Origin of the sequence: Streptomyces sp. SID5469 (assembly GCF_009862865.1) — a bacterium.
GTDB lineage: Bacteria > Actinomycetota > Actinomycetes > Streptomycetales > Streptomycetaceae > Streptomyces > Streptomyces avermitilis.
Map to the genome: position 1 here is coordinate 1,813,706 of NZ_WWIN01000001.1, position 16,349 is coordinate 1,830,054.

Here is a 16,349-nt window from a genome sequence, read left to right on the forward strand (position 1 = left end):
CATGTCGTCGAATCCGGTCGCCGAGACCGTCGCCTCCCTGATGCCGCGGGCGAAAGCGGAGCTCACCGAGCTGGTGGCCTTCAAGTCGGTGGCGGACTTCGACCAGTTCCCGAAGAGCCAGAGCGAGGGTGCCGCCAAGTGGGTCGCGGAGGCGCTGCGCGACGAGGGCTTCCAGGACGTGGCACTGCTCGACACCCCGGACGGCACACAGTCGGTGTACGGGTTCCTGCCCGGCCCGGCGGGCGCGAAGACCGTGCTGCTGTACGCGCACTACGACGTGCAGCCGCCGCTGGACGAGACGGCCTGGGTCAGCCCGCCCTTCGAGCTGACCGAGCGCGACGGCCGCTGGTACGGGCGCGGTTCCGCCGACTGCAAGGGCGGCGTCGTCATGCACCTGCTGGCCCTGCGTGCGCTCAAAGCGAACGGTGGCGTTCCGGTGAACGTCAAGGTGATCGCCGAGGGCTCGGAGGAGCAGGGTACCGGTGGTCTCGAGCGGTACGCCGAGCAGCACCCCGAGTTGCTGACCGCCGACGCCATCGTCATCGGCGACGCGGGCAACTTCCGGGTGGGTCAGCCGACGGTCACGTCGACGCTGCGCGGTATGACGCTCGTCCGCGTGAAGGTCGACACGCTCGCAGGCAACCTGCACTCGGGGCAGTTCGGCGGCGCGGCGCCCGATGCGCTGGGCGCGCTGATCCGCGTACTGGACTCGCTGCGGGCTGAGGACGGATCGACCACCGTCGACGGGCTGACCGGCGACGCCCGGTGGGAGGGGCTGCGGTACGAGGAGGAGCAGTTCCGCAAGGACGCCAAGGTGCTCGACGGCGTGGAGCTGATCGGTTCCGGCGCCGTCGCCGACCGCATCTGGGCGCGTCCGGCCGTCACCGTGCTCGGCATCGACTGCCCGCCGGTCGTCGGGGCGACCCCGTCCGTGCAGGCCGGCGCCCGGGCGCTGGTGAGTCTTCGGGTGCCGCCGGGCGTGGACGCGGCCGAGGCGGCCAAGCTGCTCCAGGCCCACCTGGAGGCGCACACACCGTGGGGCGCGCGGGTGAGCACGGAGCAGATCGGCCAGGGCCAGGCGTTCCGTGCGGACACCACCAGCCCGGCGTACGCGGCGATGGCCGAGGCGATGTCGGTCGCCTACCCGGGCCAGGAGATGCAGTACGCGGGCCAGGGCGGCTCCATCCCGCTGTGCAACACGCTCGCCTCCCTGTACCCGCAGGCGGAGATCCTGCTGATCGGCCTGAGCGAGCCGGAGGCGCAGATCCACGCCGTGAACGAGAGCGTGTCTCCGGAGGAGCTGGAGCGGCTCTCGGTGGCGGAGGCCCTGTTCCTGCGCAACTACGCGGCGGTCTGAGCCAGTCTGCCCACAGCAGAGGGCCCTCCCCCACCGGGCGATGGCCCTCTACGTTCGCCTCATGCAGGTCATCGAAGTCCTCTCGGGGCGTACCGCACTCCATCTGCTGCGCTTCGCCGTCGGCCAGGCGTATCTCTGGTGCGACGGCGACGAGTCGACGCTGATCGATGCGGGTGCGGTCGGCTCGGCCGCCTCGATCGTCCAGGCGCTCACCGGCATCGGGCGTCGCCCCGAGGACGTACGACGCATCGTGCTGACCCACTTCCACGAGGACCACGCGGGCGGGGCGGGCGAGTTCGCGGCGTTGAGCGGCGCTCGTGTGTCGGCCCACCGGCTGGACGCGCCGGTCGTACGGGGCGAGCTCCCCGGACCGCCGCCGGTGTTCGAGGACTGGGAGCGACCGATCCATGCCGGGGTGAGCAAGCTCCTGCCGGAGCGGTCCCCCGACCAGGTGCGGCCCGAGGCCGTCGCCGAACTGTCCGACGGCGATGTCCTGGACTTCGGCGGTGGCGCACGCGTCGTCCACGCCCCGGGGCACACGGCCGGGAGTGTCGCCTTCCATCTCCCCGAGCACGGCGTGCTGTTCACGGGAGACGCCGTCGCGGCCTCGCCCGTCGACGGCCGCGTCATGCTCGGCGTGTTCAACGTCGACCGGGCCCAGGCCGTCGACTCGTTCCGCCGACTGGCATCACTCGACGCGGACATCGCCTGCTTCGGCCACGGCGGTCCGGTGGTCGGCGCTGCCGCTGGGGCGCTGCGCGCGTCGGCGCGGACGTACGACGAGGTGTAGCGGTCGTCGTCCGCGGCGGACAGTCTTGGTGCGGGGCGGGGCGGTGCGGGGCGGTGCGGCGGACCGGCCGGGCCGACGACCGGGCCACCGGCACGCCCCGCGCGAGTCCGCCGGGTCGGGGTCAGCCGAGCGGGATCCCGGCCTCCAGATACAGCGCCGCACCGCGCTCGCGTGCGCGCAGCGCCCAGCGGAGCCGTTCGTACCGCACGGGCGGCAGCAGCCCGGCCGCCTCCTCCTCGGTGACGAAGCGCCAGTCGCGCAGTTCGGGCCCGGGCAGCACCAGGCGTCCGGCCTCATGGCTGTCGAGGAGCCCTCCGTCGAAGAGGAAGCGCAGTCCGCCGTAGCCCGGCGGCACAGGCGCTTCCCAGTCGACGACGAGGAGCCGGGGTACCTCGTCGAGCCGGATGCCGGTCTCCTCGGCGACCTCGCGCATGCCGGCCCGTGCGGGCGCCTCGCCGGGTTCGACGACACCTCCGGGGAACTCCCAGCCGGCTTTGTAGGTGGGGTCGACGAGCAGTACCCGGTCCTGTTCGTCGAAGAGGAGCACACCCGCGGCGAGGGTCTCGGCGGTCGGCTCGGGGGTCTGCACGATGTCGCACGCGGGCGCGTCCCCGGTGCGCACGGCCTCGGCGATCCGCAGGGCGGTCTCGTACGGGGTGAGGGCGCTGGTGTCGACGGGGTGGGCGTCGGCGGTGAGCCAGGCGGCGAGGGCGGCCCGGTAGGGCTCGATGTGGTCGTACGACCACTGCCGTACCCGCATCTCGCCGTCAGCCAGGTCTGCGGGGATCTCCCGCTCGGCTATTCGCTCCCGCAGGATCGTTTCCGCCGGGGCGAGGAGGACATGGCGTACGGGAATGCGCCGGGAGGCGAGGCCACCGAAGATCTCGTCGCGGTACTCCTGTCGCAGCAGGGTCATCGGAACCACCAGGACACCACCGAGATCGGCGAGCATCGCGGCCGCGGTGTCGACCACGAGCCGTCGCCAGATCGGCAGGTCCTGGAAGTCGCCGACCTCGGCGAGGCGTTTGGGCGGCAGCAGGTGCGTGAGTGCGCCGCCGATGACCTCGGGGTCGAAGAGCGCGCTGTTCGGGATCAGTTCGATCAGTTCCCGTGCGGTGGTGGTCTTCCCCGCACCGAACGCACCGTTGATCCAGACGATCACGGTTCCCCCTCTTCTGTTGGCCCCCCTGTGGCTTGCCCTCTCCACCCTGCCACGGAAACCAGGCCCTGATGAGGGCGCCTCGGCGTGTCCGACACGCCGCGGCGCCGGTGCCCCCGTCCCCGGGGCACCGGCGCCGCGACCATCGGATCCCGTCAGCCTTTCCGTCCCAGGGCGTTGTCGTCCACGGCCAGGCTGTCGCTGTTGATGGTGTGGTCGACGGTGCTGATCGTGTCGTTGACGTTCAGATCACCGATTACGTCGCCGTCCACGGCGTGGGACGGAGTGACTGCGGCGACGACGAACCCGGCGGCGAGGGAGGCGATGGCGAGCATGCTGCGCTTCTTCATGCCCGGTTCAACTGCGGAACCGGGCATGAGTCACGGCCCGGTCCCCGTTTCGGCCACACTGTCCCTTCGAGGACCCGAGCGTGACTCCCGTCGGGAAGCGTGACCGCGCCCGCTCCCACGGCCGTGCCGCGCAAGAGATTCCGCCGGGACATCCGATGTCCTGCCTCGTCCCCGGATGCGCCAGGCCCCTCAACGATGGCTGTGCCACGTCCCCCTCAACGGGCTGCCACCTCACACAACCGAACGCGCGGCTTGGATCTCACTCCCATGTGAGGGCGCCGTCAAGGGTTCTGGCGGGATATCGAACAAACACTACCGCCCTCTTCCAACAGAGTCCGACACGTTCTAACGTAAAAGTGCATGGTTGACGTGAACATGGTGACATCCCGCCTTTAGCGCGCTCGGAGGAACGTAACGATGCGTCACCCCTACGCCCGCACAACCCGCACAACCCGCACAACCCGCACAACCCGCCGAAGAGTCGTCGGAGCGCTCACCGCAGGACTGTTGTGTACGGCCGGGCTCGCGGCGCCGGCCCTCGCCGCTCCCGCCGCCGGTCCGGTCTCGCCCCGGCCGGCCGACAGCCTCGCCCTCACCCCGCCGATGGGCTTCAACAACTGGAACTCCACGGGATGCCGACCGGAGTTCAACGAGGACATGGTCAAGGGGACAGCCGACATCTTCGTCGAGAAGGGTCTCAAGGACGCCGGGTACCAGTACGTCAACCTGGACGATTGCTGGGCCCTGCCGGCCCGGGACTCGAACGGCAAGTTGGTGCCGGATCCCGCTCGATTCCCGGGTGGAATCAAGGCGGTTGCCGACTATGTGCACTCCAAAGGGCTCAAGCTCGGCATCTACACCAGCGCGGGCACCAAGACATGCAACGAAGCCGGTTTCCCGGGCGCGCTGGGCCACGAGTACAGCGACGCCCAACAGTTCGCGGACTGGGGCGTCGACTACCTCAAGTACGACAACTGCAACAACCAGGGTGTCGACGCGAAGCTCCGCTACACCACGATGCGTGACGCGCTGAAGGCCACGGGGCGCCCCATCGTCTACAGCCTCTGCGAGTGGGGCGAGAACAAGCCCTGGGAGTGGGCGTCGGACGTCGGACAGCTGTGGCGTACGACCGGGGACATCAGCGACAGTTGGGGCTCGATGCTGTCGATCCTCAAGCAGAATCTGCCCCTCGCGCCGTACGCCGGTCCCGGCCACTGGAACGACCCGGACATGCTGGAGGTCGGCAACAGCGGCATGACCGACACCGAGTACCGCACCCACTTCTCGATGTGGTCGATCATGGCCGCGCCGCTGCTCATCGGCTCGGACCTGCGCAAGGCGTCCGCCGCGACCTTCGACATCCTCGACAACAAGGAGGTCATCGCCGTCGACCAGGACCCGCTGGGCAAGCAGGGCACGGTGCTCTCCTCCGAGGGCGGACGCTGGGCCGTCACCAAGGAGATGAAGGACGGCAGCCGGGCGGTGGCCCTCTTCAACGAGACGGACAGCGCACAGCGGATCACCACCACCGCGCAGGCCGTAGGACTGCCGAAGGCACACGCGTACACGCTGCGCGATCTGTGGCAGCACAGGAGCTACAACACCGCCGGCACGATCTCGGCGACCGTCCCGGCGCACGGGACGGTCCTCGTACGGGTCTCGGCCGACGCCGCATGGGCCAAGAACCCGCCCGCCGTCGAACTGGGCGTGGACGGCAGCCCGTTGCTGGAGGCGGGCAGGACGGTCGCCCTGACCTCGGCGCTCACCGACCTCGGCCGTACGCCCGCGAAGCGTGTCTCCGTGACACTGAGCGGGCCCCGGGGGTGGCGGGTGAGGGCGACCTCGCCGACCACCGCGGGCACGGTGCCGACAGGCCGTTCGCTGCGCACGAAGTGGAAGGTCACCGCGCCCGACGGCACGGCCGCCGGCTCGTACGACCTGACGCTGAAGGCGACCTACCGCTCGCCGACGGGGGTACGCGCCGAGACCCTGGTGCCGCTCGCGGCGTCCGTGGTGCCGGCCCCGCCCTCGGGCGTCTCCTACCTCGGGGACCTGCCCTGGATGTCGACGACCAACGGCTGGGGCCCGGTGGAGCGCAACACCAGCAACGGTGAGAGCGCCGCCGGCGACGGTCGTCCGATCACTGTCGACGGCGTCGTCCACGCCAAGGGGATCGGTGTGCACGCCGAGAGCACCATCGCGTACTACACCGGCAGGTCGTGCGAGACAGTCACCGCGGACGTGGGGGTCGACGACGAGCAGGACACCAATGGCAGCGTCACCTTCGAGATCTGGGCGGACGGCACCAGAGTCGCCTCGACCGGGGTCCTGACCACCGCGATGCCGGCGCGACCGCTCTCGGCCGATGTGACCGGCGCCCAGGTGGTCCGGCTGGTCGTCACCGACGGCGGCAACGGCATCACCTCGGACCACGCGGACTGGGCGGACGCCAAGCTCAGCTGCTGACGTCGGGCAAGGGGCCGGGAGCCGTCGGCCTCAGCCGCTCACCCCGACGGCGGTCGCGCTCGGCTTCCTGCTGAGCGCGGCCGCCGCGGCGCCGACCAGACCGGCGTCCGTGCCCATCTGCGCGGGCGTCACGGTCAGCCGCTGCACGAACGACAGGGTGGCGTAGTCCCGCAGCGCGGCCCGCAGCGGCGTGAAGAGGACATCCCCCGCCTTGCCCACTCCCCCGCCGATGACGGCGATGTCGACCTCGACGAGGGTCGCGGTCGCGGCGATCCCCGCGGCCAGCGCCTGGGCCGCCCGCTCGAAGGAGGCCACGGCCACCGGGTCGCCCGCCCGCGCGGCGGCGGCCACCGCGGCGGCCGAGGTGTCACCGTCGGGGCCCGGCTGCCAGCCGCCCTCCAGCGCGCGGCGCGCGATGTTGGGTCCGCTCGCGATGCGCTCCACGCAGCCGCGGGAACCGCATGGGCACAGGTCGCCGTCGAGGTCCACGCTGATGTGCCCGATGTGGCCCGCGTTGCCGGTGGGGCCCGAGTGCAACTGCCCGCCGAGGACCAGGCCACCGCCGACGCCGGTGGACACGACCATGCACAGCGCGTTGTCGTGGCCGCGAGCCGCGCCCTGCCAGTGCTCGGCCGCCGTGATCGCCACACCGTCGCCGATCAGCTCGACGGGCAGCCCCGCCGTGGCCTTGCGGACCCGCTCGACCAGCGGGTAGTCGCGCCACCCCGGCACGTTCACGGGGCTCACCGTGCCCGCGGAGGCGTCCACGGGGCCCGCGCTGCCGATGCCGACGGCCGTCGCCCCGCCCCACAGCGAGGAGCCGGTCAACTCGCCTATGACGTCCTCGACGGCACCCATCACGGTGTCGCCGTCCTCCTGCGCGGGCGTGGCGCGCTGGGCACGCAACAGGATCCGGCCGTGGCCGTCCACCAGCGCTCCGGCGATCTTGGTGCCGCCGATGTCGAGCGCGGCCACGAGGTCGGTGTGCATCAGTTTCAGATCTCCCAATGCCGTGTCGTACCGGTCCCGGCACGGCGACTGCCGTCACGGTTCCGGGTCCGGGTCCCCGGCCGAGAGCGGGCTGAACGGTGCGCCCCTGGGGGAAGGCGCAGGCCGGAGTTGCGATGGACAGTCTCTCCCGAGTCTGACAACGTTGTCCAGGCTCTATGCTCGACGCCACATCCTCATACAACCCCGGGGCCCGACGCATCCCCGTGGACGACAGGACAGGACAGCGCATCGTGGCAGAGACCGCCCGCAGAGCCGAGAACCGCTACGGCAACCGTCCGACCATGAAGGACGTGGCGGCGCGTGCCGGTGTCGGCCTGAAGACGGTCTCCCGCGTAGTCAACGGCGAGCCGGGCGTCACCCCCGACACGGAGCGCCGCGTCCAGGAGGCGATCGACGCGCTGGGCTTCCGCCGCAACGACAGCGCGCGGGTGCTGCGCAAGGGCAGCACCGCGAGCATCGGCCTGGTCCTGGAGGATCTCGCCGACCCTTTCTACGGCCCTCTCAGTCGCGCGGTCGAGGAGGTCGCCCGGGCCCACGGCGCCCTGTTGATCAACGGTTCCAGCGCCGAGGACCCGGACCGCGAGCAGGAGCTGGCGCTGGCCCTGTGCGCACGGCGCGTGGACGGGCTCGTCGTCATCCCCGCCGGTGACGACCACCGCTATCTGGAGCCCGAGATAAAGGCGGGCGTCGCCACGGTGTTCGTGGACCGCCCCGCCGGACGCATCGACGCCGACGCCGTACTGTCGGACAGCTTCGGCGGTGCCCGCGCCGGCGTCGCCCATCTCATCGGCCACGGCCACCGCCGGATCGGCTTCATCGGTGACATGCCCCGCATCCACACCGCCGTCGAGCGGCTGCGCGGCTACCGGGCCGCGATGGAGGACGCGGGCATACCGGTCGAGGACTCCTGGATGTCCCTGGGCGTCACCGATCCCGAGCGGGTGCGCCGGGCCGCCGAGAAGATGCTGTCGGGCCCCTCCCCCGTCACCGCGGTCTTCGCGGGCAACAACCGCGTGACCGTCACCGTCGTACGTGTCCTCGCCGAGCACGGCCGCCGCATCGCCCTCGTCGGCTTCGACGACTTCGAACTCGCCGACCTCCTCCAGCCGGGCGTCACGGTCGTCGCGCAGGACGCGGCCGCCCTCGGCCGTACGGCCGCCGAGCGCCTGTTCCGGCAGCTGGACGGCTCGCTCGTCACTCCCGAGCGCATCGAGCTCCCGACCCGGCTGATCACCCGCGGCTCGGGCGAGCTCCCGCCGGCGGACTGAACCGCCGACGGACGAGTGCACACCGCGGGGTGCCGGCCCTCGCTCCGGCACCGCGCGCGTCCACGGAGGTACCCGGCCGCTCGGCCCGAGGGGCCCGTGCCCGTCCCTGTCGACTCCGCCGTGCGAGGGCGGGGTTCGGGGTCACCGGACAGGTCTACGTCGTGCGGTGCCGGGTGCCCGCCCACACATCGGTGTCGCCGCCGGGGCGTCGGCAGCTACTTCGCGGACGCCGTCAGGTCGCCCCGCCTGGGCCCCGCGAAGCCCTCCAGGTCGGTCCGGGTCAGACCGGTCGCCTCGGCGACCTCCGCGACGTCGAGGGCGCCGCAGTCCAGGCCGCGCAGCAGATAGCCGCTGAGCGCCTTGGCGGTCGCGGGCTCGTCCATGACGTCTCCGCCCGCGCGGTCGGCGTACCGCGAGAGCCGTGCCGCCGCCTGCTCGAAGCCCTCGCGGTAGAACGCGAACACGGCCGCGTACCGGGTCGGGATGTGGCCCGGATGCATGTCCCAGCCCTGGTAGTAGGCGCGGGCCAGAGCCCGCCGCGTGAGCCCGTAGTGCAGCCGCCAGGCGTCGTGGACCTGCTCGGTCGGGCCGACCGGAAGGACGTTGGTGGAGCCGTCACAGACGCGCACCCCGGTACCGGCGGCCGCGACCTGCATGATCGCCTTGGCGTGGTCGGCGGCCGGGTGGTCGCTGGCCTGGTAGGCGGCGCTGACGCCGAGGCAGGCGCTGTAGTCGAAGGTGCCGTAGTGCAGTCCGGTGGCGCGGCCCTCGGCGGCCTGGATCATCCGGGCCACGGTCGCGGTGCCGTCGGTGGCGAGGATGGACTGGCTGGTCTCGATCTGGATCTCGAACCCGAGCCGTCCCGGTTCGAGACCGCGGGCCTTCTCGAAGGCCTCGAGGAGCCGGACCATCGCGGTGACCTGCTCGGCGTACGTCACCTTCGGCAGCGTCAGGACCAGCCCGTCGGGCAGACCGCCCGCTTCCATCAGCCCCGTCAGGAAGACGTCGAGCGTACGAATGCCCCGGTCGCGTACCGGCGCCTCCATGCACTTCATGCGGATCCCCATGTACGGGGCCGCCGTGCCGTTCCGGTACGCCTCGGCGATCAGCCGGGCCGCACGCGCGGCGGCCTCGTCCTCCTCGGCGTCGGGGCGCGGGCCGTAGCCGTCCTCGAAGTCGACACGCAGGTCCTCGATGGGCTCACGTTCCAGCTTGGCGCGTACGCGGTCGTAGACCGGCGCGGCGAGCTCCTCGGCGAGGCCGAGTGCGGTGGCGAAGGAGGCGGCGTCCGGGGCGTGTTCGTCGAGCGCGGCGAGGGCGCGGTCGCCCCAGGAGCGGATGGTGTCGGCGGCGAACACGTCACCGGGTACGTACACCGTGTGGACGGGCTGGCGGGTGCCGGGGTCTCCCGGGTAGCGGCGCTCCAGTTCCGCGTCGACCGGGGCGAGGGTGGCGCTGATTCCCTCGCTGACGGCGCCCGCGAGGCTCGTCGCCACCTTCTCCTGCTGGCCCTGACCCATCCCACACCCTCCCATTTTCCGCTACACGGAATCAACAATCCGTATAACGAAGCTATCTGGGCGGCTTCCCGCTGGTCAACACCCTCTTGAACCTCGGGCCGCATCTCCTGGACCATCCTGACTCGTGACCGAAGGAGGACGCGTGTCGAACACCAGCCGAGTGACCCGCCGCACGGGGCTCAGAACCGCGGCGGCCGTCGCGGCGGCCTTACCCCTGCTCAGTGCCTCGCCCGCCTCCGCCTCGCGGAACCGAGGCCGCCGCCTGGACGTGATGACGTTCAACCTGCGCTTCGCGAGCGCCTCGGAACCCCACAGCTGGGCCGTTCGCCGCCCCGTCATGCGCGAGCTGCTGCGCCGGGAGCGGCCCCACGTCATCGGCACCCAGGAGGGGCTCTACCAGCAGGTGCGTGACATCGAGGCCGACCTGGGCCCGCACTACGACTGGATCGGCACGGGCCGCGCGGGCGGCAGCCGCGACGAGTTCATGGCGGTCTTCTACGACACCCGCAGGCTCGCCCCGCTGGAGTACGACCACTTCTGGCTCTCCGACACCCCTGACGTGATCGGTTCGAACACCTGGGGCGGCGGCTCCATCCGCATGGTCACCCGGGTCCGCTTCCGCGATCTGGCGGACGGCGACCGGCCGTTCCATTTCCTCAACACCCACCTGGACAACGCGAGTCAGTACGCACGCGCGCGTGCCGCCGCCCTGATCGCCGACCGGATCGCGGGCCTCGACCGCTCCCAGCCGCTCGTGGTGACCGGCGACTTCAACGCCGCCGCGCACAAGAACGCGGTCTACGAGACGATGCTGGGCGCCGGACTCGTGGACACCTGGGACACGGCCGCCGAACGCGGCAAGCTGTACGGGACGTTCCACGGCTACAAGCCGCTGGTGCCGGACGGCGACCGCATCGACTGGATCCTGGCCTCGCCCGGAGTGGCCGCGCACTGCGCGTCGATCAACGCGTTCTCGTCGAACGGTCAGTTCCCCAGCGACCATCTGCCCGTGCAGGCGTCCCTGCGCCTGGCCTGAGGCGAGGGCCCCTGCGATCTGCGCCTGGCATGAGGCGAGGGCCCCTGCGATCTGCTCCCGGCATGGGACGAGGCCCCTGCGACCGTGACGGTCGCAGGGGCCTCGGAGCAGCCGATGCGGTCAGCCCTTGCGGGTCTTGACCTCGTCGGTGAGCTGCGGGACGACATCGAAGAGGTCGCCGACCACGCCGTAGTCGACCAGGTCGAAGATCGGGGCCTCGGCGTCCTTGTTGATCGCCACGATCGTCTTCGAGGTCTGCATACCGGCGCGGTGCTGGATCGCGCCCGAGATGCCGGAGGCGATGTACAGCTGCGGCGAGACGGCCTTACCGGTCTGGCCGACCTGGTTGGAGTGCGGGTACCAGCCGGCGTCCACCGCGGCACGCGAGGCACCGACAGCGGCGCCGAGGGAGTCGGCGAGCGCCTCGATGATCGCGAAGTTCTCGGCGCCGTTGACACCGCGGCCGCCGGAGACCACGATCGCGGCCTCGGTCAGCTCCGGGCGGCCGGTCGACTCGCGCGGGGTACGGCCGGTGACCTTGGTGCCGGTCGCCTTGTCCGAGAACGAGACCGACAGGGCCTCGACGGCGCCGGCGGCCGGGGCGGCCTCCACGGGAGCCGAGTTCGGCTTGACCGTGATGACCGGGGTGCCCTTGGAGACACGGGACTTGGTGGTGAACGAGGCGGCGAACGCCGACTGCGTGGCCACCGGACCCTCGTCACCGGCCTCCAGGTCGACGGCGTCGGTGATGATGCCGGAGCCGATGCGCACCGCGAGGCGGGCGGCGATCTCCTTGCCCTCGGCGGACGACGGGATCAGCACGGCGGCCGGGGACACGGCCTCGTAGGCGGCCTGGAGCGCGTCCACCTTCGGTACGACCAGGTAGTCGGCGTACTCGGCGGCATCGTGCGTGAGGACCTTGCCCGCACCGTGCTCGGCGAGCGCGGCGGCGGTGTTCTCCGCGCCGGAGCCGAGGGCGAGGGCGACCGGCTCGCCGATGCGGCGGGCCAGCGTCAAAAGCTCCAGGGTGGGCTTGCGGACGGCACCGTCCACGTGGTCGACGTAGACGAGAACTTCAGCCATGGGAATGCTCTCCTGCGGATTGCGAAGTCTGAGGGGCGGTAAGGGGTGTGGGCCTTAGATGAACTTCTGGCCCGCGAGGAACTCAGCGAGCTGCTTGCCGCCCTCGCCCTCGTCCTTGACGATCGTGCCGGCGGTGCGCGCCGGACGCTCGGTCGCGGAGTCGACCTTGGTCCAGGCACCCTCCAGGCCGACCTCCTCCGCCTCGAGGTCGAGGTCGGACAGGTCCCAGGACTCCACCGGCTTCTTCTTGGCCGCCATGATGCCCTTGAAGGACGGGTAACGCGCCTCACCCGACTGGTCGGTGACCGACACGACGGCGGGGAGGGAGGCCTCCAGCTGCTCGGAGGCGGAGTCGCCGTCCCGGCGGCCCTTCACGACACCGTCCTCGACCGACACCTCGGACAGCAGGGTCACCTGCGGGACACCCAGACGCTCGGCCAGCAGCGCCGGCACCACGCCCGCCGTGCCGTCGGTCGACGCCATGCCGGAGATCACCAGGTCGTAGCCGGCCTTCTCGATCGCCTTCGCCAGCACCAGCGACGTACCGATCACGTCGGTGCCGTGCAGGTCGTCGTCCTCGACGTGGATCGCCTTGTCGGCACCCATCGAAAGCGCCTTGCGCAGCGCGTCCTTCGCGTCCTCGGGGCCGACCGTGAGAACGGTGATCTCGGCGTCGTCGGCGTCGTCGGCGTCGTCGGCGATCTGCAGCGCCTGCTCCACCGCGTATTCGTCGAGCTCCGAGAGCAGACCGTCCACGTCGTCCCGGTCGACGGTCAGGTCCTCCGCGAAGTGCCGGTCGCCAGTGGCGTCGGGCACGTACTTCACAGTGACAACGATCCTCAAGCTCACGCCGGCTCTCCTACTGCATCGTCATTTCTGAGCTACCTCTTGCAGGCAGCATAGGCGCCTGAAGCGGCCGATCCCGGTCGGGGCGGCCCGCGCTCCGAACGAAATATTACTCGTCAGTACACATAGTGAATGCCCGCTAAGCAAGCGCTTTGAACTGTGACCTTGACAACGCTGCGTAATCGGGCGGCGGATCAGTCACGGAGGCCGCTGAAGCGCCCCTGGTGATAGAGGAGCGGCCGTCCGGCGCCTGTCGGGTCACCCAGGACGACCTCCGCGAGGACGATGCGGTGGTCGCCCGCGGGAACGCGTGCCACGACCCTGCACACCAGCCAGGCGAGCACGTCGTCGAGCACGGGTACGCCTTCCGGGCCCTCGCGCCAGCCCGTGGACGCGCCGAAGCGGTCGGCGCCGCTCTTGGCGAAGACACCGGCCAGTTCCTGCTGGTGCTCGCCGAGTATGTGGACGCCGACGTGGGCGGTCTCGGAGATCGCGGGCCAGCTGGACGCGCCGACGCCGATGCCGAACGAGACGAGTGGGGGCTCGGCGGAGACCGAGGTGAGCGAGGTGGCGGTGAAGCCGACGGGGCCCCCATCGCCCCGGGCCGTGATGACGGCGACTCCGGCCGCGTGGCGGCGGAAGACGGAGCGCAGCAGGTCGGGGGAGGCGAGCTGGGTGCCGAGGTCGGGCGTGGCCGTCATGGAGTTGTCCTTCTGCGAGAGGTGGGGAGCGGTTCCGGGGCTGTTCAACAGCCCGGACACCGCACACTCGCGGTGCGGGCCAGGGCCGCAGTCCGAATGCGTACGCGCTCGAAGAGAAGGAGTTCCGGGGGCATACGGTCAGGCTGACGATAGGTGGCGCGTGCAGTCAAGTGCGTTCCGGGATCTGGGAGCCTCGTCACCACGGATCAGACCGCCTCTCCCAGCGCGGCGATGACATCCGCCTTGCGGGGCTGCCCCGTTGCGCGCCGCACGATCCGCCCCTCCGCGTCGAGGACGAGCACCGTCGGCGTCTTGATGATGTCGAGTTCGCGGACGAGTTCGAGCCGGTCCTCGGCGTCGATCTCCACATGGGTGACCCCGGGAACCAGCCCGGCCACCTCCGTGAGGACCCGCCGGGTGGCCCGGCACGGCGCGCAGAAGGCGCTGGAGAACTGGACGAGTGTGGCCCGTTCGCCGAGCCCCTCCCCCAACTCCGCCGCGCCGAGGTGCTTTCCGCCGTCGCGCCCGCGCACTCTCACTCTCCCGCTCCGCCGCCGATGCAGCACTCCGTACGCGCTCGCCACCACGAGCACCACCACGCACACCACAAGTCCGGTCATCCCCGCCTTCAGCGTTCCCGCGGCCGTGGAGATTCCCGTGTTCACGAGACTGCAAAGATTCCCTGCTCCTCACCAGCGCTCCCGGTGCGGAATGCTTGATTCATGGACATTGATGTGAGGGGGCCGCGCTTCGGGGCGGCCGTGACGACCGTCGTGCTGGCGGTGGTGCTGATCACCGGCAGCGCCTGGCTGCTGGCCTGGCAGACGCTGGCCTTCGCGCTGGGCGCGGCGGGCGGTGCCGGGCGCTCGCCGTACGGGTGGCTGTTCCGGAAGGTCGTGCGCCCCCGCTTGGGGCCGCCGACGGAGTTCGAGGCGCCCGATCCGCCGCGGTTCGCGCAGACGGTCGGGCTCGGCTTCGCCGCCGTGGGTCTCGTCGGCTACACGGTGGGGCCGCCGTGGCTGGGCCTCGCCGCGACGGGATGCGCGCTCGCGGCCGCCTTCCTCAATGCCGCGTTCGGGTACTGCCTCGGCTGCGAGCTTTACCTGCTGGTGCGCAGGGTGACGGTGCGAGCGGAGTAAAGCACTGGGAAAACTCCGAGGTCGACCACTCGGCTGACGTGACGAGGATCTCGCCGTTCCCGGGCACCAGGACTGGCCACTCGTCCGTTCTTGGGGCACGATCTGCGCAATGCCGTAAACCTACGGCTGCGTAACTTTCCCGCCGGGCGCCCCATTCCAGGCAGAGAGAAGGGTCCACCCCGTCCATGGCAGAGCTTGTCTACCGTCCCGTCGTCGGTCTCGCCCAAACGTTGTTCAAGGCCTGGGACCTCAAGATCGACTGCAAGGGATCGGAGAACATTCCGCGCTCGGGCGGCGCCGTGCTGGTCAGCAACCACATCAGCTATCTGGACTTCATCTTCGACGGCCTGGCCGCCCTGCCGCAGAAGCGTCTGGTGCGTTTCATGGCGAAGGAGTCGGTCTTCCGGCACAAGATCTCCGGTCCGCTGATGCGGGGCATGAAGCACATCCCGGTGGACCGCAAGCAGGGTGAGACGGCGTACCAGCACGCGCTGGACTCGCTGCGCTCCGGCGAGATCGTCGGTGTCTTCCCCGAGGCGACCATCTCGCAGTCGTTCACCCTCAAGAGCTTCAAGTCGGGTGCCGCGCGCATGGCCCAGGAGGCCGGCGTCCCGCTGATCCCGATGGCCCTGTGGGGCACCCAGCGCCTGTGGACCAAGGGCCACCCGAAGAACTTCAAGCGCAGCCACACCCCCATCACGATCCGGGTCGGGGAGCCGGTCGAGGCTCCGACCGACCAGTACGCGGGCGCGATCACGCGGCGGCTGCGCGAGCGGGTCCAGGAGCTGCTGGAGGCCGCTCAGCGCGCCTATCCCGTACGCCCCAAGGGTCCGGACGACACCTGGTGGATGCCGGCCCATCTCGGCGGCACGGCACCGACCCCCGAAGAGGTGAAGGCGGCCGAGGCCCGCTGAATCGTCACACCGGGGCGCGGACGGTGATCCGCGCCCCCGGGCTGAACTTCTCGAGCAGTTCCGCGAGCTCGGCAGCCGCCGCCTCGAGGTGGGCCACCGGCATGGGGGCGAGACTCTCCAGCAGGAAGACCGCCGAGGCCGACTCCTCCGTGAGCCGGGTCCGCGGTCCCTGGCGCCAGTTCCAGCGGCGGCAGGTGACACCGGCGTCGTCGCACCACACGACCTCACCGGCGTCGGGGTGTTCGACGGCCTCCTCACCCGCGGCCACCGTCACGAACTCCTCGTCGCCCGTGGCCCGCACAAGACGCATTCCGCCCTGGACGCGGTCGAGGTCCTCACCGCCGACCGGGATCAGATGGGCGACGCTGACCGCGTTGTAGAGGTCGACGAGCATGTTGATACGGGGCAGTCCGGCATCGGCGAGGGCCCGCTTCGCCAGCGCCTCGGCGGAGTTGCGGGTGCGCGACGGCTTGGAGCCGAACGCCGTGTACACCTCACGCCAGGCCGCCATGTGCGGGTCCTCGTGCGGGGCGCGACCGTCGAGGCGTACGGCGAGCCGACGCGCCGCGTCCTCGAGGAGTGCCGCAGTACCTTCGTTACTGGGCCCGTTGAGCAGTCCGTGCGCCTCGACGGCGACATGGGTGAAGCCGGGTGCGAGGGCGCGCACCTCGTCGGACACGGTGAGCGTGAGCGTCATCTTCCTGCCTTG

General features: G+C 71.0%; 16 protein-coding genes. 7 read left to right on the forward strand and 9 right to left on the reverse strand.

Annotation, left to right across the window (positions count from 1 at the left end; genetic code table 11):
* The first annotated feature begins 1 nt into the window (after position 1).
* Complete coding sequence (locus tag GTY58_RS07805) at positions 2–1,357, forward strand: dipeptidase (protein WP_010982909.1); 1,356 nt, start codon at positions 2–4, stop codon at positions 1,355–1,357.
* Positions 1,358–1,418: 61 nt separating this feature from the next.
* Complete coding sequence (locus GTY58_RS07810) at positions 1,419–2,147, forward strand: MBL fold metallo-hydrolase (protein WP_037646210.1); 729 nt, start codon at positions 1,419–1,421, stop codon at positions 2,145–2,147.
* A 121-nt stretch (positions 2,148–2,268) separates the two neighbouring features.
* Here the strand turns inward: GTY58_RS07810 and GTY58_RS07815 are convergent, their stop codons facing one another.
* A complete protein-coding gene (locus GTY58_RS07815; protein WP_010982911.1) occupies positions 2,269–3,309 on the reverse strand; it encodes an NUDIX domain-containing protein in 1,041 nt (346 codons plus the stop codon).
* Between the two features lie 152 nt (positions 3,310–3,461).
* The gene (locus GTY58_RS07820) at positions 3,462–3,656 is read right to left on the reverse strand and encodes a hypothetical protein (RefSeq protein WP_010982912.1); all 195 of its coding nucleotides are present in this window, start codon (positions 3,654–3,656) and stop codon (positions 3,462–3,464) included.
* Positions 3,657–4,073: 417 nt separating this feature from the next.
* On the opposite strand from GTY58_RS07820, the gene GTY58_RS07830 reads away from it, so the two are divergent.
* Positions 4,074–6,122: an NPCBM/NEW2 domain-containing protein gene (locus GTY58_RS07830; RefSeq protein ID WP_010982913.1), complete on the forward strand. Its 2,049-nt coding sequence runs from the start codon at positions 4,074–4,076 to the stop codon at positions 6,120–6,122.
* Positions 6,123–6,152: 30 nt separating this feature from the next.
* On the opposite strand, the gene GTY58_RS07835 is transcribed toward GTY58_RS07830, so the two are convergent.
* Complete coding sequence (locus GTY58_RS07835) at positions 6,153–7,112, reverse strand: ROK family protein (RefSeq protein WP_010982914.1); 960 nt, start codon at positions 7,110–7,112, stop codon at positions 6,153–6,155.
* 224 nt (positions 7,113–7,336) lie between these two features.
* On the opposite strand from GTY58_RS07835, the gene GTY58_RS07840 reads away from it, so the two are divergent.
* A complete protein-coding gene (locus GTY58_RS07840) occupies positions 7,337–8,401 on the forward strand; it encodes a LacI family DNA-binding transcriptional regulator (protein WP_078234907.1) in 1,065 nt (354 codons plus the stop codon).
* Positions 8,402–8,616: 215 nt separating this feature from the next.
* On the opposite strand, the gene GTY58_RS07845 is transcribed toward GTY58_RS07840, so the two are convergent.
* Entirely contained in the window at positions 8,617–9,921 is a 1,305-nt protein-coding gene (locus tag GTY58_RS07845) for an aldolase/citrate lyase family protein (protein WP_037645967.1), read from the reverse strand.
* 142 nt (positions 9,922–10,063) lie between these two features.
* Between GTY58_RS07845 and GTY58_RS07850 the strand changes: the two genes are divergently transcribed.
* Entirely contained in the window at positions 10,064–10,957 is an 894-nt protein-coding gene (locus GTY58_RS07850) for an endonuclease/exonuclease/phosphatase family protein (protein ID WP_037645965.1), read from the forward strand.
* Positions 10,958–11,077: 120 nt separating this feature from the next.
* Here the strand turns inward: GTY58_RS07850 and GTY58_RS07855 are convergent, their stop codons facing one another.
* From GTY58_RS07855 to GTY58_RS07870, 4 genes are all read right to left on the reverse strand, one after another.
* Entirely contained in the window at positions 11,078–12,040 is a 963-nt protein-coding gene (locus GTY58_RS07855) for an electron transfer flavoprotein subunit alpha/FixB family protein (protein ID WP_010982918.1), read from the reverse strand.
* Between the two features lie 54 nt (positions 12,041–12,094).
* Complete coding sequence (locus GTY58_RS07860) at positions 12,095–12,889, reverse strand: electron transfer flavoprotein subunit beta/FixA family protein (RefSeq protein WP_010982919.1); 795 nt, start codon at positions 12,887–12,889, stop codon at positions 12,095–12,097.
* Between the two features lie 191 nt (positions 12,890–13,080).
* The gene (locus GTY58_RS07865) at positions 13,081–13,587 is read right to left on the reverse strand and encodes a flavin reductase family protein (protein WP_010982920.1); all 507 of its coding nucleotides are present in this window, start codon (positions 13,585–13,587) and stop codon (positions 13,081–13,083) included.
* Positions 13,588–13,793: 206 nt separating this feature from the next.
* Positions 13,794–14,207: a thioredoxin family protein gene (locus GTY58_RS07870; protein ID WP_010982921.1), complete on the reverse strand. Its 414-nt coding sequence runs from the start codon at positions 14,205–14,207 to the stop codon at positions 13,794–13,796.
* Between the two features lie 102 nt (positions 14,208–14,309).
* Here GTY58_RS07870 and GTY58_RS07875 point away from each other — a divergent pair, with 102 nt between their 5' ends.
* The gene (locus GTY58_RS07875) at positions 14,310–14,726 is read left to right on the forward strand and encodes a DUF4395 domain-containing protein (protein WP_010982922.1); all 417 of its coding nucleotides are present in this window, start codon (positions 14,310–14,312) and stop codon (positions 14,724–14,726) included.
* 185 nt (positions 14,727–14,911) lie between these two features.
* Positions 14,912–15,640, forward strand: a complete 729-nt coding sequence (locus GTY58_RS07880; RefSeq protein WP_010982923.1) for a lysophospholipid acyltransferase family protein — start codon at positions 14,912–14,914, stop codon at positions 15,638–15,640.
* A gap of 4 nt (positions 15,641–15,644) precedes the next feature.
* On the opposite strand, the gene GTY58_RS07885 is transcribed toward GTY58_RS07880, so the two are convergent.
* Complete coding sequence (locus GTY58_RS07885; RefSeq protein WP_010982924.1) at positions 15,645–16,337, reverse strand: phenylalanine--tRNA ligase beta subunit-related protein; 693 nt, start codon at positions 16,335–16,337, stop codon at positions 15,645–15,647.
* Positions 16,338–16,349 lie beyond the last annotated feature (12 nt).